This window comes from Streptomyces sp. CA-251247, from assembly GCF_050952975.1.
In the GTDB taxonomy this organism is placed as follows: domain Bacteria; phylum Actinomycetota; class Actinomycetes; order Streptomycetales; family Streptomycetaceae; genus Streptomyces; species Streptomyces achmelvichensis.
Window position 1 is genome coordinate 7,155,947 of the sequence record NZ_CP191861.1, and the last position, 16,969, is coordinate 7,172,915.

Below are 16,969 nucleotides of genomic sequence, written 5' to 3' on the forward strand. Positions count from 1 at the left end.
GCCCGTGATCGTCGTCGGGCATGCTGGCGCGGTGACCGTGCTCTCCGGCTTTCTGCCCATCTGGGCGATCACCGCCGTCGGCTGGGCGGCCGGTCGGACCCAGGTGCTCGGCACCCAGGCGCAGAGCGTGCTGGGACGGTTCGCGTTCACGTTCGCCATGCCGGCGCTGCTGTTCCTGACCCTCTCGCGGTCCCAGGTCTCGGATCTCGTGAGCCCCGGCGTCGCCGTCTTCGCGCTCAGCCTGGTCCTCGTGTTCTCGCTCGGCCTGCTCCTCGGCCGCCGGGTGTTCCGCAGGCGCCGGGCCGACCGGACCATAGGCGCCATGGCCGGGGCCTACGTCAACTCCGCGAACCTCGGCATCCCGATCGCCGTGCACGTCCTCGACGATGCCTCGTTCTTCATCGCCGCGGCGCTGTTCCAGACCCTGTTCGTGACGCCGGTGATCCTCGTCCTGATAGACCTCGACGCAGGGAGCGGGGCGCGCGATCGCCGGCGGCGCATTCTGCGCCTGCCGCTGCGCAATCCGATCATCGCGGCTTCCGCGGCCGGTGTGACCGTCGCGCTCCTGGGCTGGCGGCTGCCCGACCAGCTGATCACTCCCGTGCAGATGCTCGGCGGAGCGGCGGTCCCCGCAGCGCTGTTCGCTCTCGGTATGTCGCTCACCACCCGGGCGGACGGGCCCGACACGACCGCCCGGACCGAACGCCGGGTCCTGGTGGCGCTGAAGATCGTGGTCCAGCCGCTGGTCGCCTACGTGCTCGCCCGCTGGGTGTTCGGGCTCGGCGGGCACGAGCTGTACGCCGTGGTGCTGTGCGCGGGTCTGCCCACCGCCCAGAACGCCTTCATCTTCGCGTCCGAGTACCGGCTGAACACCGAGCTGCCCAGGGACGCCATCCTGTTGTCGACACTGCTGTCGATGGCGTCCCTGTCCCTCATCACCTGGCTGCTCGCCTGACCTGCCGGGCCCGGGCGCTCACTCCCCGGACATCGCGGCCGCCATCCGCAGATGCGGGGCCGCGTCCGCGGGCCGTCCCTGGCGCTCCAGGGCCCGCCCCAGCATCAGCCGTGCGTAGTGCTCCACCGGGTTGAGCTCCAGAACGGCACGCAGCTCGGTCTCGGCGCGCTGCAGCTGGGCGGAGTGGTAGTAGGAGCGCGCGAGCAGCAGCCGCTGCGCGATCTGCCGCGGCTCCTCGGCGACGAGCCCCCGCAGGATCCGGGCGGCCGTCAGGTACTCCTTGGCGCCGAAGAACAGCTGCGCACGGTCCCACCGCTCGGCGGCGGTGCCGAACTCGTAGTAGGTGTCGTTCATCCGCTCTCCTCCTCGGGCCTTGTGTCGTGTGCCTGTGGTCGGATCAACAGACGAAGATGGTTGAACATTCCACTACTCTGGGATGCGTGGGGGCAGACCGCCACCGCTCGTACAGGAATAGGTTGAGCGTCATGAGCAATCTCGATCGTCAGGCCACCCTCTCCGTCTGCGGCGGTCGCGGGTTCGTCGTCGCCGAGCCCGTCCGTGAGCTCCTCAGCCCCCGTCGTGTACCGCTCGGCGAGTCCACCGAGGTACGCCGGCTGCTGCCCAACCTCGGCCGCCGGATGGTCGGTGCGTGGGCCTTCGTGGACCACTACGGTCCCGATGACATCGCCGACGAACCCGGGATGCAGGTGCCTCCGCACCCGCACATGGGACTCCAGACCGTCAGCTGGCTGCACGACGGTGAGGTGCTCCACCGCGACAGCACCGGCAGCCTCGCCACCATCCGGCCGCGCGAGCTGGGCCTGATGACCTCGGGCCGGGCCATCAGCCACTCCGAGGAGAGCCCCCGGCCGCACGCCCGCTTTCTGCACGGCGCCCAGCTCTGGGTGGCGCTCCCGGACGCCCACCGCCAGGTGGAGCCGGACTTCGAGCACTACACCGACCTGCCCACGGTCACCGCGCCCGGACTCACCGCCACGGTCGTCCTCGGCTCCCTCGACGGCGCCACCTCGCCCGGCACGACGTACAGCCCGATCGTCGGCGCGGACCTGGCGCTCACCCGTGGCGCCGAGGCGAGCCTGCCGCTGGACCCCGACTTCGAGTACGCCGTGCTCGCCATGTCCGGCGAGGCTCACGTCGACGGTGTGCCCCTCATGCCCGGCTCGATGCTCTATCTCGGCTGCGGCCGCACCGAACTCCCCCTGCGCGCCGAGTCCGACGCCGGTCTGATGCTGCTCGGCGGTGAGCCGTTCGAGGAGGAGATCATCATGTGGTGGAACTTCATCGGGCGGTCCCAGCAGGAGATCGAGGACGCCCGCCGGGGGTGGATGGAGGGCGCCCGCTTCGGTGAGGTGAAGGGCTACGACGGAGCTCCGCTCCCCGCGCCCACGCTGCCGCCGACACCCCTGAAGGCGCGGGGACGCGTGCGCTGACGCGGTGTACTGCGGTCCGGGGCAGAGCGTCCGGAACGCCGCGGCGGCGGGACGCCCCCGGGTCAGGGCAGCGACCAGATCTGTGTCGTCACGATGTAGAAGAGGGCGGCCCAGAACACGATCGCCGCGGCGACGATCCCGAGACCCAGGAGGTTGGTCCTGGCCGCCGGCGCGTCGACCGGCGGCCGCAACCACTTCTTGAGCAACGGGTTCACGTAGTACGGCATGGTCACGAAGCTCATGACGAAGCTGGACAGCAGGTTGCCCACCAGCAGTCCGATCCAGAACGGCATGCCGAGTGGGGACAGGGCGAGGGTCAGGAGAACGACCGTCGGGTACAGGCCGACCCAGACCGCTATGGAGGTCTTGGTCTCCGAGGGCGGCGGTGCCTCCTTGCCGTTCTCCTCGAAGGCGAACCAGCTGCCGAACGAGTTGTCGATCGTGCGCAGCTCGAAGTCGCTGAACTTCCTGCCTTCGGCGAGAACTTCCTGCCTCTTGCCGGACGTCAGCCAGGCATCGAGATGGTCGGCGTTGTCGAACCGGTACAGCGTGGTCCATTCATCCTGAAGTCCCTCGACCGGGCGGAAGAGCTCCGTTCCCCGAAAGCCCTCGAACTTGCGCTCCTCCTCGTTCATATGGTGCTGCCATGCCAGAAAGTCGTCGACATGATCCGGATGGACGCGGTGGGTGACCACGACGGTCACCAGCGGATCCATCGGCTCTGTGCCGCCGCTGACGACCTGCTGGGTCGCGGGACCGTCGAAGTACTTGCTGCCGGTCTCGAGAAGTCTCTGCCTCGTCGCGCCGTTGATCCACGCCTGGAGATGGGCGATGGAGTCGAATCGGTAGACGACGACCCAGTCGGGTTGCAAGGTGGTCGGTGCGGAGACGTCGGAACCGAGGTAGCCGGCGTACTCGGAGGCAGCCGAGTTGAGGCCCTCCTGCCACTTCTCGAACTCCCGCTCCCGTCCGGGCAGCACCTTCTGGCCGATGATGACCGTCGCCGCGGCGTTCTCCAGCTTTTCGGTGGTCATGGGCTCAGGCCTTCGTCGGCGCCGACAGGTTCTCGCCGAGTCGGCTGTAAATGCGTTCCGGAGTCAGTGGCAGCGCGCGAGAACGGACGCCCGTGGCGTCATGAAGCGCATTCGCCAGTGCGGGCGCCACCGGATTGATACAGCATTCCGCCATCCCCTTGGCCCGCATGGGCCCGACGGAATCCGACGAGTTCACCAGAAGCACGTCGGTTCGGGGAGTGTCGGCGTACGTGGGGAGGCGGTAGTTGCGGAAGTTCGGGTTGACCATGGCACCGTTCGCGTCCACGTGGAAATTCTCGGTCAGCGTGAAGCCGATTCCCTGGGCGACGCCGCCCTCCACCTGTCCCCGGACCTGCGCGGGATTGATGACCACGGCGGCGTCGGTCGCCTGCACGCTGTAGAGAACACGGATCTCACCCGTCACCTGGTGGACGGCGATGCGGAACCCTTGCGTATTGGAGGTGACGCTGCGGGGCGAGCCGTAGGCCTTGCGGGCGGCGGTGAACCGGATGCCGCGAGCTGCTGCCCGTGCGACGAGTTCGGCCAACGATATGCGCTGATCTCCGCAGACGACGTCCTCGTCGTCCATCGAGCACATGACGAGATGGACACCCGTCTGCGCGGCAGCGAATTCAAGAATGCGATCGCGCACGGCATTGGCCGCTCCGAGTACCGCATTGCCCGATACGAAGAGGCCGGCGCTCGCGAAGGCGCCCGTATCGAATCCCGTGCGGTCGGTGTCGGACTGCACCAGGCGAATCCGTGACGGTGTCGTCCCCAGCTGGTTGGCCGCGATCTGGACATGCGCGGTCGATGTACCCTCCCCGAATTCGACGGTGCCCACGGCCACTTCGTAGATCAGGTCGTCGCCGAGCGTGACCCAGGCCTCGGAGATGTGTTCGGTCGGAGGCGCGGTCTCGTGCAGTGAACTCGCGACGCCGGTCCCGACGAGCCACCCGGGGCCGGGGGACGGATCGTCGGCCCTCCGGGCAAGGGCCTCATCCACCCGGTCGATGCACCGCCCGAGCCCGTCCTCGGTGAACACCACGTCGTCGGGGCCGTCGTGGAGGGAGACCAGCGGTTCGCCCGGTCGCACGATGTTGCGGCGCCGCAGTTCGAGCGGATCGATGTGCAGTGCGCGAGCCAGTTCGTCCATCGCCGATTCCACGGCGAACGCCGGTTGCGTCATGCCGTAACCGCGCAGTGCGCCGCTCGGCACGGTGTTCGTATAGACGGAGAACGCGTCGTACTTCTTGTTGGGGCAGCGGTAGATCATGACGGCGGCACCACCGGCATACAGCGTTTCACCGCCGTGGTTGCCGTAAGCGCCCGTGTTGGACACATTCCGGACCTGGAACGCCGTGAGCGTTCCGTCCGCCCTCGCTCCGAGCCTGACCGTCAGGGTCATCGGGTGCCGTGGCGAAGCTGTGGTGAATTCCTCTTCGCGGGTGTACTCGAAGCAGACGGGACGCCCGGTGTCCAAAGTGGCGAGTGCGACCAGATCCTCCGAGATCACCTCCTGCTTGCCGCCGAAGCCGCCACCGACGCGCTTGCAGAACACGCGGAGTTGGTCCGGGCGGAGCGCGAAGAGATGCGCCAGTTTGACCTTCGCGATGGACGGAGACTGCGAACTGGTGCGGACGTTCAGGCGGCCATCCTCCATCCAGGCGATCGACCCATGGGTCTCGAGGTGTGCGTGCTGAACGCGGGGTGAGAAGTACGTCCCTTCGTGGATCACGTCGGCCGCCGCGAAGCCTGATTCGATGTCGCCGACGTGCGCATGGATCTCGAGCAGGATGTTGCGGACGGGGTCACGGGCGAACGGATCACCCTCGCCGTGCAGTTGTGGCGCCCCCGCGGCCATCGCCTCTTCGGGGTCGAACACGGCCGGTAGCGGCTCGTATTCGACGACGACCCGTCGGCAGCCCTCTTCTGCCGCGCCCTCCGTGTCGGCGAGGACGGCAACGACGCGCTGACCGATGAAGCGGACCGTGTCGTCGAGGATGAACGTGTCGTCCGGATCAACGAGATGGTCGGTGTGGATCGCCGTGGTGAATCGCCTGCGCGGCACGTCCTCCCAGGTGTAGACCCGATGCACGCCGGGGACCGCGAGTGCGGCGGTCTTGTCGATGGAGATGATCCGGGCGTGTGCGTGGGGTGAGTGCAGGACCTTGAGGTGCAGCATGCCGTCGATCCGCGTGTCCATCGTGAACTCGGCGCGACCGGTCACCACGTCGTCGGCCGCCGGTGCACCGACGCTCGTCCCCACGGCCTTTCCCGGTGCGGCCGTCTCCACACCGACGACGCCCTTCACGGCGTCCTCGATCGCGCGATAGCCGGTGCAGCGGCAGAGGTTGCCCTTCAACGCCCACGGCAGGTCCTCGATCTGGGCCTCGCTGAACGTTGCTGTCGTCATGATCATCCCCGCGGTGCAGAAGCCGCACTGGAACCCGGGGGCATCGCGGAACCGGCGCTGCGCGGGATGCAGGTTGCCCGGTGATCCGAGGCCCTCGATCGTCGTGACCTCACGACCGTCCGCACGGAAGGCAGGGGTGATGCAACTGTGGACCGGTTCGCCGTCCAGCCACACCGTGCACGCGCCGCAATCTCCTGTGTCGCAGCCCTTCTTGACGCCGTGGTGACCGAGAGAGCGCAGGAAGGTGCGCAGGCACTGGCCGGGATCCGGGTCGTCGTCGAAGCTCGTGCCGTTCACCATGTACGTCATGACGGGCCACCAGGGGTGAGTTGACGGCGAATCTCCTCCGCGAAGTGGTGTGTGAGATGGCGACGGTGTCCGGGGGTCCCGTTGGGGTCGGCGAACCACACGTCTGCGGGTATCGCGTCGATGCTCTGCCTCAGGGTCCCGGCATCGGGCATGGTGTCGAACGCGAGGCGCACCGGCCGTGTGGTGCCGGCAGTGACGGTGAGCAGCAGATCGCTCGTTCCCGGTGTCCGGGTACCGATGAGGAACACCGTCGACCGGCCGAGGCGGGTCAACGAGAAGCGGCGATGCGCGGTGCGCTTCCGCAGAGCGCGCGCGGGAATGTCGATGCGGCGCAGGATTGTCCCGGGAGCAAGGATGTTCCGGTTGTTGCCGGTGACGAAATCGAGAGCATCGACGGAACGCGTGGAACCGTCAGGGTTCCACAGCTCGTAACTCGCCTCGAGCGCGACCGTCAGGGTGATCATCGGGCCGGCAGGCAGCGACAGGCAGATGTTTCCGCCCACGGTCGCCGAGTTCCAGACCTTGAACGAGGACAGGAACGCCTCGCAGCATTCTCTGAAAAGGGTGCCCGCGATCCAGTCGCTCGGCGGAGCAAAGGCGTACAGCTCGCGGATGGTGCACGTCGCCCCGATGCCGAGGCCGCTCTTGCTCGGGACGAGGGGATCCCAGGGAAGCGCTGTCAGGTCGATCAGCCGGCGCAGCTCCGGCTGCTCCGCCGAGAAGAGCCACGTACCGCCTGCGAGCCACGCGTCGCCGTCGCGCCATTCCTCCTCCGGCCGGTCGGAGGGTCGCCGGACGACTTCGGTAATGGTGTTGAGGTCCATGAGGACTGGTCTCTCTCGCCGCGACAACCGAACGTCGGCGCGTCATTGATGTGCCCTGGGAGCGGCGCAACCTCGAGCGAGAGAATCTCATTCCGACCGCGGCCGACTGACGGCTCGAGGGGACGGGCAGGACTCCTTGTCAAGGATATCGCAGACGGGTCGGCCGAGCCGAGTCCGCGCCATGGTGCGCATGCACCTACGCGGTCTTCTCGTGTGCTCGCGACAGTCCTGGAAAGTCCTGCGAGCAGGGAATGAAGGGTTTACGGACGACCTCCGTTCTCCGCCCCTCGGCCGCCCCCGGAGTCTCGGCGAGGGATGCGCCGAGCCGGCCGCGCCCGACCAGGATCCCGCGCCGCGCGCAGCAGTTCCCGTACTTCGCCGTCCGTCGTCTGCCCGAAGTCCGCGTAGGAGTTGCCGACGGCCGAGAAGGGGGAAGGCGTGGTGGCGCACACGACCTCGTCGACCAGAGCCCTCAACTCCCGGCAGGCGGAGGCCGGTGCGGTGGGTATCGCGACAACGACGCGTGAGGGTACCTGGTCCAGCAGCGCGCGGACGGCAGCCTTCATACTGGCGCCCGTCGCCAGGCCGTCGTCGACCAGGACGACCGGCCTGCCGGTCAGTTCGGGCCAGGGACGGCCTTCGCGGTACGCCTCTTCCCGCCGCAGCAACTCGCGGCCCTCGCGCTCCGCCACACTCCGCAGCGCCTCGTCGGTGATGCGCAGGCTGCGGATGACATGGTCGTTGCGCACCGTCACGCCACCGCCGGCGATCGCTCCCATCGCGACTTCCTCATGACCGGGAACGCCCAGTTTGCGGACCAGGAAGACATCCAGCGGGGCGCCCAGGGACAGGGCGACCTCGTACGCCACCGGGACACCGCCGCGCGGCAGCCCCAGAACGATCACCTCCGGATCGTCGATGTGCCCGAGGAGCCCGGCCAGCTCACGGCCGGCGTCCCGACGATCGTGGAACAGATGGTGCGGCATCGATGGCCTCCTCGAAGGCCCGCCGGCTCGGATGCACCGCCGTGAGGTGCGCACCTCACGCGGGTCCCGAGTCGTTCTCCGAGCGCGGACTTCGCTGCTGCAATTTTTGCGTCGGCAGCCACGTCGGCAGCCCCGGGCCACCGGCGACTCGTCCCTGCCGGCCGGACCGCCCTGCGCACCCGCCGTTCACCGCGCGCCGTACGACGGGCCGCGCCTGATCGTGTCGACGGCCGCCGGGAAGCCGCCCGGGCGGCCGATCAGCGCCCGGCACGCCCCGTCGATACCCGACGCGAGTCCATGCGGCCGGCCCCGGCCTCGTAAGCTGACCGGCCATGGACACCAGGGGGGCCGGCAGACGCATCGTCGACGGCCGTTTCGAACTGCTCGGCAGACTTGGCAGCGGCGGCATGGGCACCGTGTGGCGGGCCCGCGACATCGTTCTGCACCGCGAAGTGGCGCTGAAGGAGGTGCGGCCCGCGGACCCGGCGGTGGAGGAGTCGGACCCCGCCCGGGCACGCATGCTCAGTGAGCGCGTCCTGCGCGAGGCCCGGGCGCTCGCCCGTATCGCCCACCCGCACGTGGTCACCGTCTTCCACATCGTGGACGGCCCCGAGGACCCCTATCCGTGGATCGTGATGGAGCTGGTGGACGGTGAGTCGCTGCACGACCGGCTCTCGCGCGGTCCGCTGACCGTCCCCGAGGCGCTCGGCGTCGGCCGGGGCGTGCTGTCCGCGCTGCGCGCGGCCCATGGCGCGGGCATCCAGCACCGGGACGTCAAGCCCGCGAATGTGCTCCTGCGGCGGGACGGCAGTCCGGTGCTGACGGACTTCGGCATCGCCGCGCTGCGCGAGTCCGCCGGTCTCACCGCGACCGGTGACCTCATCGGCTCGCCCGAATACATCGCTCCCGAACGCATCCGCGGCGAGGAGGGCAACCCCGCCTCCGACCTGTGGTCGCTCGGCATGCTGCTCTACGTCGCCCTGGAGGGCGCGCATCCGCTGCGGCGCGCCACGAGTCTGTCGACCCTGGTCGCGGTCCTCGACGAGCCGATTCCGCCGCCGGTGCGGTCCGGAGCGCTCGCTCCCGTACTGGACGCACTGCTGGTGCGGGACACGGCCGCGCGTCCGGACGCGGAACGGCTCGCGGCCATGCTCGACGGCGCCGGCCGGGAGGTTCCGGGCGGGACGCCGCCACCGCCCGCACCCCACAACGCGCCTCTCCACAACGCGGCTTTCCCCACCCCAGCACCCGTCAACGCGGTGCAGGACCTCCCACCGGGCACACCGCTCGGTACCTTCGGTCCGCCGCACCCCGCCACGTTGCTGCTCGGCCACACGCCTCAGCCGGCCACCGGGCCGGGGTCCGCCGCGCGTCGGCCGAAGCGCGGCAGAAGGATCGCCGTCGTTGTCGGTGCCGCCGCGGCGATCACCGCGGTGTCGCTGTTGCTGCTGCAGGTCCTTCCCGGTGGGGGCGAGGGGACCAAGGATTCGGGAGGGAAGTCCCCAACCGCGACGGGCGGTGCCTCGGGCTCGGAGAAGGCCAGGACGCCGGGCGGGGCCTCGGACACGGAGAAGGGCACGGAGCAGCCGGACCAGGCAGCGCTGCCGCCGTCGCAGAAGTCCGCCGACCTGCTGACGCCTGCCGGCGTTCGCGAGGTGATCAAGGCGCTCGAAACCACGGCGCACACCACGGAGTTCTTCGAACTCGTCGTGTACGAGGAGTACGCGATCGCCCAAGTCCCGATGAAGGGCAGCCGGAAGAAGTACGACCGCTACGAGTACCGCGACGGCCGCGCGTCGAAGCAGGGGCCGGGCGGCACGGTGATCGGCACGGACGAGGGACCGGTCGACGTCAGCAAGGTCACGTGGGACAAGCTGCCGACGCTGATCACCCGGGCCAACCGTGAGCTGGGCATCAGCGAGCCGACGATGCGTTACGTCATCGTCCGCGGGCCCGTCTTCGAGGACGTCCCCACGGTGAACGTCTACCTCACGGACGACTACAGCTCGTCCGGATATCTCGCGGCCGACTTCGACGGCACGGTGCTGAACAAGGTGGCGGCCGAGAACTGACGCTTCGGCGGGAATGACGCTTCGGGCCCGTCCCGTTGTCACCGCGGGCGGATACACCGCCGACGACTGGTACTTCGGCACGGTGATCGGCTACGACATCGGCCTCATGCACTCCGGCGCGTGGGTCTGGGGCGGCAACGTCGACATCGGCAGGGACCCGGCAGCCGGCATGCGTCACTGCTGACCCTTCTCCATACCGGAGTTGACGCCGGGCCGAGGGGCCATTCGCCTGAACTTTCGCCCCTCGGTCGGCGAAGTACGGAGGCGCGGAACTGAAGGTGAGGGAAATTCAGTGGCACGTGACATCCGCCATCTATCCCTGACAGGGACATGACGTCACGCTGAAAGAGCCTCGTGAGAGCCCGCGAGGCGACAAGGCCCCAGTCACGGAGGTTCCGCATGCGCCGCCGTTTCGCCTTCCCTCTCGCCGTGGTCACCCTGTCAGTACCGCTGGCGCTGATCCCCGCCACGTCCGCCTCGGCCGCACCGGCCGACAAGCCGCAGGTCCTGAGCTCCTGGACCCAGACCAGCGCCTCCAGCTACAACGCGTGGAACGCCGCCCGTCAGAACCAGGGCGCCTGGGCCGCGTACGGTTTCAACTGGACGACGGACTACTGCAGTTCCTCGCCCGACAACCCGTTCGGCTTCCCCTTCCAGACGGCCTGCGCCCGCCACGACTTCGGGTATCGCAACTACAAGGCCGTCGGCACGTTCTCCGCCAACAAGTCCCGTATCGACTCGGCGTTCTACGAGGACCTCAAGCGCGTCTGCGCCGGCTACTCGGGAGCGACCAGGACCGCCTGCAACAGCACCGCCTGGACGTACTACCACGCAGTGGACATCTTCGGTGTCACGCCGGCCGAGGCGGGCGCCGGCGCCGCGGGACAGGCCGCCTGACGGTTCGTCATGGCGATCTGCGGGCCCGGGTGCATCGCGCACCCGGGCCCGCAACACGTGCGTACCGACCGGTCATGCATCTCCTCATTTCGGGTCGTTCATGGCTCTAGGAACGTCAAGGGCCCCGCGCTACCCTCCGCCGCATGATTTCCACGGTGGTCTGGGGTACCGGCAATGTCGGCCGCGCGGCCATCCGCGCCGTCGAGGCTCATCCCGCGCTGAAACTCGCGGCCGTCATCGTCCACAACCCCGGCAAGGTGGGCCGCGACGCGGGCCATCTCGCGGGCCTGACCGAAGAGTTGGGCGTCACGGCCACCGACGACATCGACACGGTGCTGGCCGCGAGTCCACGCGCCGTCGTGTACGCGGCATCCGGTGACATCCGCCCCGACGAGGCCCAGGCCGACATCGTCAGGGCCGTCCGGGCCGGCGCGGTGGTCGTCACTCCCGCGCTGTACGCCCTCTACGACCAGCGCAACGCCCCCCAGGAACTGCGCGACCCGGTACTGGCGGCGATCGCGGACGGCGGTGGCTCGCTGTTCGTCTCCGGCGTCGACCCGGGATGGGGCAACGATGTACTGCCGCTGCTGATCAGCGGCCTCGGTACATCCGTGGACGTGATCCGGTGCCAGGAGATCTTCGACTACTCCACCTACGACCAGCCGGACTCGGTCCGGTATCTGGTCGGCATGGGCCAGCCGATGGACTACGAGCCGCTGATGCTGGCCCCGTCGATCCCCACCATGGTGTGGGGCGGACAGATACGGCTGATGGCCAGGGCGCTCGGTGTCGAACTCGACGAGATCCGCGAGACGTTGGACCGGTGCCCGCTCGACACCACGGTCAGCACGAGGACCATGGGCGACTTCGAAGCGGGTACCCAAGGGGCCGTGCGGTTCGAGGTGCAGGGCATCGTCGAGGGTGAGGCGCGCATCGTCATCGAGCACGTCACGCGTATCCACCCGTCCTGTGCTCCCCACTGGCCCACACCACCGGACGGCGCCGGCGCACACCGGGTGATCATCGAGGGCCGCCCGCGCATCGAGGTCACGGTCGAGGCAACCGACGAGGGAGAGAACCGTTCGGCGGGCGGGAACGCCACGGCGGTCGGCCGGCTGGTCAACGCCATCGACTGGCTGGTGGAGGCGGAACCGGGACTCTATGACGCACTCGACGTCCCACTGCGTGCCGCAGTCGGCAGGCTCGGAAGGAGCCGGCGATGAACATCGACATTCCCGAGGGCCAGGAGCCGATCGGCTATGTGTGGGGCGACATGGTCCCGGGCATCGGCATGGCCGCCGCCAACTTCTCGCTGTCGGTCTACGAGCACACGACCCTGGGACTCCGTGAGTTCGAAGCCGCACGGCTGCGGATCGCGCAGATCAACGGATGCCTCTTCTGCCTCGACTGGCGTACCGACCGGGACGGCGAAAAGGTCGAGGACGAGTTCGCCGAGGCGGTGACGCAGTGGCGCACCACGGCGGCGTTCGACGGCCGCACCCGGCTGGCCGCCGAGTACGCGGAGCGGTACGCCCTGGATCACCACGGCCTCGACGACGAGTTCTGGACCCGGATGACCGCTCACTACAGCCAGCACGAGATCGTGGAGCTGAGTATGAGCATCGGCTCCTGGCTGGCGTTCGGCAGGCTCAATCATGTGCTGGGCCTCGACGCGGTGTGCGTCCTGCCCGGCCACTGAGGTGTCCGGGGCCGCTCGGTGAGATGGGCCGGCCCCGGCTCCCGGCCGACCCGCGTGAAGGCTCGTCCCTCGGCCTCCGCCGGTCGTTGCCGGTCAGTTTTTTTGTTCCACGTCTGCGCTGGTCAGTTCGTTGCTACAGGTCTGCGGCGATGATTCTCTCGATGTTCCGTTCGGCGAGCGCCGTGATGGTGACGAACGGATTGACGCTGGTGTTGCCGGGGATCAGCGCGCCGTCGATGACGTACAGACCCGGATGGCCGTGGAGGCGGCCGTAGTTGTCCGTCGCCTTGTTCAGGACCGCGCCACCGAGCGGATGGTAGGTGAGATGGTCCCCCCAGATCTTGTAGGCGCCGAAGAGGTCCGTCCGGTAGATGGTCCCTTCCTTCGCGTTGATCTTGTCGAAGATCGTCTTGGCCATGTCGATCGAGGGCTGCTTCCAGGCCGTCTGCCAGTTCAGATCGGCTGTTCCCGTCGCGGCGTTCCAGGTGAACTGGGCCCGGTGCGGATTCTTGGTGATCGACAGATAGAACGAGGCGAACGTCTCGATTCCGGTGGGGAGCGGTGCGACCTCCGCGAACGCGCCTCCGGCGGCCCAGTTGTCGATGCCGGAGCAGGGGATGGACGACTGGAGCTTGCCGGTCGGGTCCCACAGGTGGTTGGCGCGGCCGCACATGACGTTGCCGTTGTCGCCCCAGCCCTTGCCGACCTCGGAGTTCAGGCCGGGCAGCGCGCCGGTGGCCTTGAGCTTGGTCAGGAGTTTGCTGGTGCCGACACTCCCGGCCGCGAAGAACACCCTGTCCGCCGTCACGCTCTTGGTGGTGACCGTGTCACCGTTGGTGTTGATCTCGTCGATGACGACGGTGTACCCGCCCGTGGCGGCGGGACGGACCGAAGTGACCTTGTGCAGCGGTGAGATGGCGACTCTGCCGGTCGCTCTGGCCTGAGCGATGTAGGTCTTCTGCAGGGACTTCTTGCCGTAGTTGTTGCCGTAGAGGATCTCGCCCTCCAGCGCCGACTTGGGAACGGTGCCGGCCGCCTCCTGCTTCATGTAGTCCCAGTCGTACACATCGGGCACGAACACGAACGGGAAGCCGGAGCGCTGGGCGTGCTTACGGCCCACCCGGGCGTACTGATAGCACTCGGCGGTCTCGAACCAGGCCGGGTCGATCGTGCTGACCCCGAGCGCGGCGTTGGCGCGCGGGTAGTAGACGTTGTACATCTCGTCGGTGTTCACCGAGGGGAGGACCGCCGGGAAGTTCTCGCGGCGGGGTGTGACCGCCATACCGCCGTTGACCAGGGAGCCACCCCCGACTCCGCGCCCCTGGTAGACGATGATCCCGCCCATCTCCTCGGCGTCCAGGATCCCGGTGTAGCGCGGGATGGCCTTGTCGATCGGGAATCCGAGGAAGTTGCTGAGGGGCTGTTTGGTCTTGGTGCGCAGCCAGTAGGAGCGTCTGTCCGGCTTGGTGGTGTTGGCGAAGATCTTCCCGTCCGGGCCGGGGGTGTCCCAGGCCATGCCCATCTCGATCATGTGCACGTCGATGCCCGCCTGGGCGAGACGCAGGGCGGCGACCGAGCCGCCGTACCCGGTGCCGATCACGAGAGCCGGGACATGGGCGCCCGGCGGAATCGGAGCGGGCACGAGGGCGGCTTTCGCCTGGGCGGGGGTGGTGTGACCGGCGAGCGTCACGGCGCCCAGAATGGAACCGGTTCCTGTGATGAATCGACGGCGCGATACGCCCTTGGGGGTCTTGTCGTGCAGGTGAGCGTCGGTCATGTGATGTTCCTCACTCTTGACGAATGGGAACACGTTCTACTGCTGCCCGCATGGGAAGTCACTACATACCTTTAGGTAACTTGTGTCCGATCACATATCTGGATCACCTGGTCACGGCGTCCCACGGCGTCCCACGGCGTCCCACGGCGACCGGGCGGGAAGCGCCGGCACCCGGACAGGCGAGCAGAACGCGCGGTCAGGGCCGCGGCCGGGCTGCAATGAACAGGTGACCGCGACCCCCGACGACTGCCTCGCGCACAATGACTGGATCTGCGGTGACTATGTGTCCACCCGCCGTGAGATCCTCTGGGACGCCGTCCTCCAGCACCTCCAGCTCACGCTGATCGCGGTGGCGCTCGCCCTGCTTCTCGCGGTCCCTCTCGCCGTCGCGGCACGCCGCTGGCGCTGGGCCGCCGGACCCGTGCTCGGGGTGACGACCGTCCTCTACACGATCCCGTCGCTCGCGATGTTCTCGCTGCTCCTCCCCGCCTACGGGCTCTCCGCCTCGCTCGTCATCGCGGGTCTGGTCCTGTACTCGCTCACCCTGCTGGTCCGCAACATCCTCGCCGGACTGCGCGCGGTACCGCAGGAGACCCGGCAGGCCGCGCGCGGAATGGGCTACGGCCCCATCCGCCTGCTGCTCGCCGTCGAACTGCCGCTGGCGCTGCCCGCCGCCATGGCCGGACTGCGGATCGCGACGGTCTCCGCGGTCTCCCTGGTCACCATCGGCGCGATCGTCGGTTACGGCGGTCTCGGCAACCTCATCTACGCGGGAATGAACACCTACTTCAAGGCCCAGGTGCTCACCGCCTCGCTGCTCTGCGTGGTCATCGCCGTCGCCGCGGATCTGCTGCTCCTGCTCGTCCAGCGCTTCGCCACGCCCTGGACGCGACGGGGACAGGCATGAACACCCTTTCAGCCGCCTGGGACTGGCTCACCAGCGCCGCCAACTGGTCCGGCGACAACGGCGTCTGGAACCGGCTCGGCGAGCACCTGTTCCTCACCGCCGTGTGCCTCGGTCTGAGCTGTCTGATCGCTCTGCCCGTCGCCCTCGTCCTCGGACACCTCGGCAAGGGCGGCGCGCTGGCCGTCAACATCTCCAACATCGGGCGCGCGGTGCCCACGTTCGCCGTACTGGTCCTGCTGCTGCTCAGCCCGATCGGCAGGTACGGCTCCTGGCCGACGATCATCGCTCTGGTGCTGTTCGCCGTTCCGCCGTTGCTGACCAACGCCTATGTGGGCATGCGCGGAGTCGACCAGGACGTCGTCCGCGCGGCCCGCGGGATGGGGATGACCGGTCGTCAGATGCTCTTCGGCGTGGAGATCCCGCTCGCACTGCCGCTGATCCTGACGGGTGTACGGATCGCGGCCGTGCAGCTGGTCGCCACCGCGACCATCGCCGCACTCGCGGGCGGCGGCGGACTCGGACGGATCATCACCGCGGGCTTCAACCTCGCCTCCACCCCGCAGGTGGTCGCCGGTGCGGTGCTGGTCGCGGTGTTCGCCCTGCTCGTGGAGGGCCTGTTCGAACTGGGGCAGCGGCTGGCACCCGGGTGGGTGCGGGGGAGCGGTGGATGAGGCCCCGCCACGCGCTCGCCGTCGCCTCGCTGGTGGTTGTCACGGCCTGTGCGACGGGCCCGTCGCTGGAGAACCAGGGCGCTGTCACCGAATCGCCCGGCGACAGCCAGCATCTGACGATCGGATCCGCGGGCTTCACCGAGAGCGATCTGCTGGCCCAGATGTACGCCCTGCTGCTCCAGAACGCCGGCTACAGCACCGAGATCCTGTCCGTGACCAACCGAGAGATCTACGAACCCGCGCTGGAGAGCGGGCAGATCGACGTGGTGCCGGAGTACGCGGCCACCTTCGCCGACTGGCTGAACGCCAAGGCCAACGGGCCGAAGGCGGGCACCGTCGGCTCGCCCGATCTCGCCGTGACGATGACGGCCCTGCGGGGGCTGGCGACGCCCCGCGGTCTCACCGTGCTCGACGCCGGGAAGGCCGTCGACCAGAACGCGTTCGCGGTGAGCGCGGCGTTCGCCGAGAAGCACGGGCTCAAGACGCTGAGCGACCTGGGCCGGTCGCACCGACCCGTACGGCTCGCGGCCGGTGACGAGTGCGTCCAGCGGCCGTACTGTGAGCCCGGGCTGAAGAAGACGTACGGCATCGACATCACCGCGGTGGATCCCAAGGGCGTCGGTACCACCCAGGCCAAGCAGGCGGTCCAGAGTGGACAGGACCAGATGGTGCTGACCACGACGACGGACGGGACGCTCGACGAATTCGGACTGGTGCTGCTGGCGGACGACAAGCACCTGCAGAACGCGGACTACATCGTGCCGGTGGTGAACCGCTCACGCGCCGGGAGCGCCGGCGTCACGAAGGCACTCGGCAAGCTCAACTCGGTGCTCACGACGGCGGATCTGGCGTCCATGAACGAACAGGTGGACAGCTGGCGGCGATTGCCCGAGGACGTGGCGAGGGACTACCTGGAGTCCAATGGCCTGCTGCCCAGGTCCGGTACGTGACCGGACCTCCACCACGACGTC

At 68.6% G+C, this 16,969-nt stretch carries 16 protein-coding genes; 10 read left to right on the forward strand and 6 right to left on the reverse strand.

Going from position 1 to position 16,969, the window contains the following annotated elements; all coding sequences use genetic code 11:
- The first annotated feature begins 31 nt into the window (after positions 1-31).
- Positions 32-955: an AEC family transporter gene (locus ACQPWZ_RS31925; protein ID WP_433573100.1), complete on the forward strand. Its 924-nt coding sequence runs from the start codon at positions 32-34 to the stop codon at positions 953-955.
- An 18-nt stretch (positions 956-973) separates the two neighbouring features.
- On the opposite strand, the gene ACQPWZ_RS31930 is transcribed toward ACQPWZ_RS31925, so the two are convergent.
- Positions 974-1,309 carry a tetratricopeptide repeat protein gene (locus tag ACQPWZ_RS31930; RefSeq protein WP_340476738.1) on the reverse strand — a complete coding sequence of 112 codons (336 nt, stop codon included), beginning with the start codon at positions 1,307-1,309 and terminating at the stop codon, positions 974-976.
- A gap of 131 nt (positions 1,310-1,440) precedes the next feature.
- On the opposite strand from ACQPWZ_RS31930, the gene ACQPWZ_RS31935 reads away from it, so the two are divergent.
- Entirely contained in the window at positions 1,441-2,406 is a 966-nt protein-coding gene (locus ACQPWZ_RS31935; protein ID WP_356700667.1) for a pirin family protein, read from the forward strand.
- A gap of 62 nt (positions 2,407-2,468) precedes the next feature.
- Here the strand turns inward: ACQPWZ_RS31935 and ACQPWZ_RS31940 are convergent, their stop codons facing one another.
- The 4 genes from ACQPWZ_RS31940 to ACQPWZ_RS31955 all read right to left on the reverse strand — a co-directional run bounded on the left by ACQPWZ_RS31940 (position 2,469) and on the right by ACQPWZ_RS31955 (position 7,975).
- Positions 2,469-3,440 carry an antibiotic biosynthesis monooxygenase gene (locus ACQPWZ_RS31940; protein WP_405574519.1) on the reverse strand — a complete coding sequence of 324 codons (972 nt, stop codon included), beginning with the start codon at positions 3,438-3,440 and terminating at the stop codon, positions 2,469-2,471.
- Between the two features lie 4 nt (positions 3,441-3,444).
- Positions 3,445-6,165 carry a molybdopterin-dependent oxidoreductase gene (locus ACQPWZ_RS31945; protein ID WP_433573101.1) on the reverse strand — a complete coding sequence of 907 codons (2,721 nt, stop codon included), beginning with the start codon at positions 6,163-6,165 and terminating at the stop codon, positions 3,445-3,447.
- A complete protein-coding gene (locus ACQPWZ_RS31950) occupies positions 6,162-6,989 on the reverse strand; it encodes an FAD binding domain-containing protein (protein ID WP_433573102.1) in 828 nt (275 codons plus the stop codon). Before ACQPWZ_RS31950 ends, ACQPWZ_RS31945 begins: the two co-directional genes overlap by 4 nt.
- A 260-nt stretch (positions 6,990-7,249) precedes the next feature.
- Entirely contained in the window at positions 7,250-7,975 is a 726-nt protein-coding gene (locus ACQPWZ_RS31955; protein ID WP_433573103.1) for a phosphoribosyltransferase, read from the reverse strand.
- Between the two features lie 332 nt (positions 7,976-8,307).
- Here ACQPWZ_RS31955 and ACQPWZ_RS31960 point away from each other — a divergent pair, with 332 nt between their 5' ends.
- From ACQPWZ_RS31960 to ACQPWZ_RS31980, 5 genes are all read left to right on the forward strand, one after another.
- Positions 8,308-10,047 (forward strand): serine/threonine-protein kinase, encoded by a 1,740-nt coding sequence (locus tag ACQPWZ_RS31960; RefSeq protein WP_433573104.1) that lies wholly within the window; start codon positions 8,308-8,310, stop codon positions 10,045-10,047.
- Between the two features lie 13 nt (positions 10,048-10,060).
- Positions 10,061-10,231, forward strand: coding sequence for a hypothetical protein (locus ACQPWZ_RS31965; protein ID WP_433573105.1), 171 nt, complete (start codon positions 10,061-10,063; stop codon positions 10,229-10,231).
- A gap of 215 nt (positions 10,232-10,446) precedes the next feature.
- Positions 10,447-10,944 carry a phospholipase gene (locus ACQPWZ_RS31970; RefSeq protein ID WP_433573106.1) on the forward strand — a complete coding sequence of 166 codons (498 nt, stop codon included), beginning with the start codon at positions 10,447-10,449 and terminating at the stop codon, positions 10,942-10,944.
- Between the two features lie 143 nt (positions 10,945-11,087).
- Complete coding sequence (locus ACQPWZ_RS31975; protein ID WP_433573107.1) at positions 11,088-12,167, forward strand: NAD(P)H-dependent amine dehydrogenase family protein; 1,080 nt, start codon at positions 11,088-11,090, stop codon at positions 12,165-12,167.
- Positions 12,164-12,643, forward strand: coding sequence for a carboxymuconolactone decarboxylase family protein (locus ACQPWZ_RS31980; RefSeq protein WP_433573108.1), 480 nt, complete (start codon positions 12,164-12,166; stop codon positions 12,641-12,643). Before ACQPWZ_RS31975 ends, ACQPWZ_RS31980 begins: the two co-directional genes overlap by 4 nt.
- Positions 12,644-12,776: 133 nt before the next feature.
- On the opposite strand, the gene ACQPWZ_RS31985 is transcribed toward ACQPWZ_RS31980, so the two are convergent.
- Positions 12,777-14,420, reverse strand: coding sequence for a GMC oxidoreductase (locus ACQPWZ_RS31985; RefSeq protein WP_433573109.1), 1,644 nt, complete (start codon positions 14,418-14,420; stop codon positions 12,777-12,779).
- A gap of 226 nt (positions 14,421-14,646) precedes the next feature.
- On the opposite strand from ACQPWZ_RS31985, the gene ACQPWZ_RS31990 reads away from it, so the two are divergent.
- Genes ACQPWZ_RS31990 through ACQPWZ_RS32000 form a run of 3 tightly spaced genes read left to right on the forward strand, consistent with a single transcriptional unit; the run spans position 14,647 to position 16,948 of the window.
- Complete coding sequence (locus tag ACQPWZ_RS31990) at positions 14,647-15,327, forward strand: ABC transporter permease (protein ID WP_340476748.1); 681 nt, start codon at positions 14,647-14,649, stop codon at positions 15,325-15,327.
- Positions 15,324-15,998 (forward strand): ABC transporter permease, encoded by a 675-nt coding sequence (locus tag ACQPWZ_RS31995; RefSeq protein ID WP_340476749.1) that lies wholly within the window; start codon positions 15,324-15,326, stop codon positions 15,996-15,998. The genes ACQPWZ_RS31990 and ACQPWZ_RS31995 overlap by 4 nt, the downstream gene beginning before the upstream one ends.
- A complete protein-coding gene (locus ACQPWZ_RS32000) occupies positions 15,995-16,948 on the forward strand; it encodes an ABC transporter substrate-binding protein (protein ID WP_433573110.1) in 954 nt (317 codons plus the stop codon). The genes ACQPWZ_RS31995 and ACQPWZ_RS32000 overlap by 4 nt, the downstream gene beginning before the upstream one ends.
- Positions 16,949-16,969 lie beyond the last annotated feature (21 nt).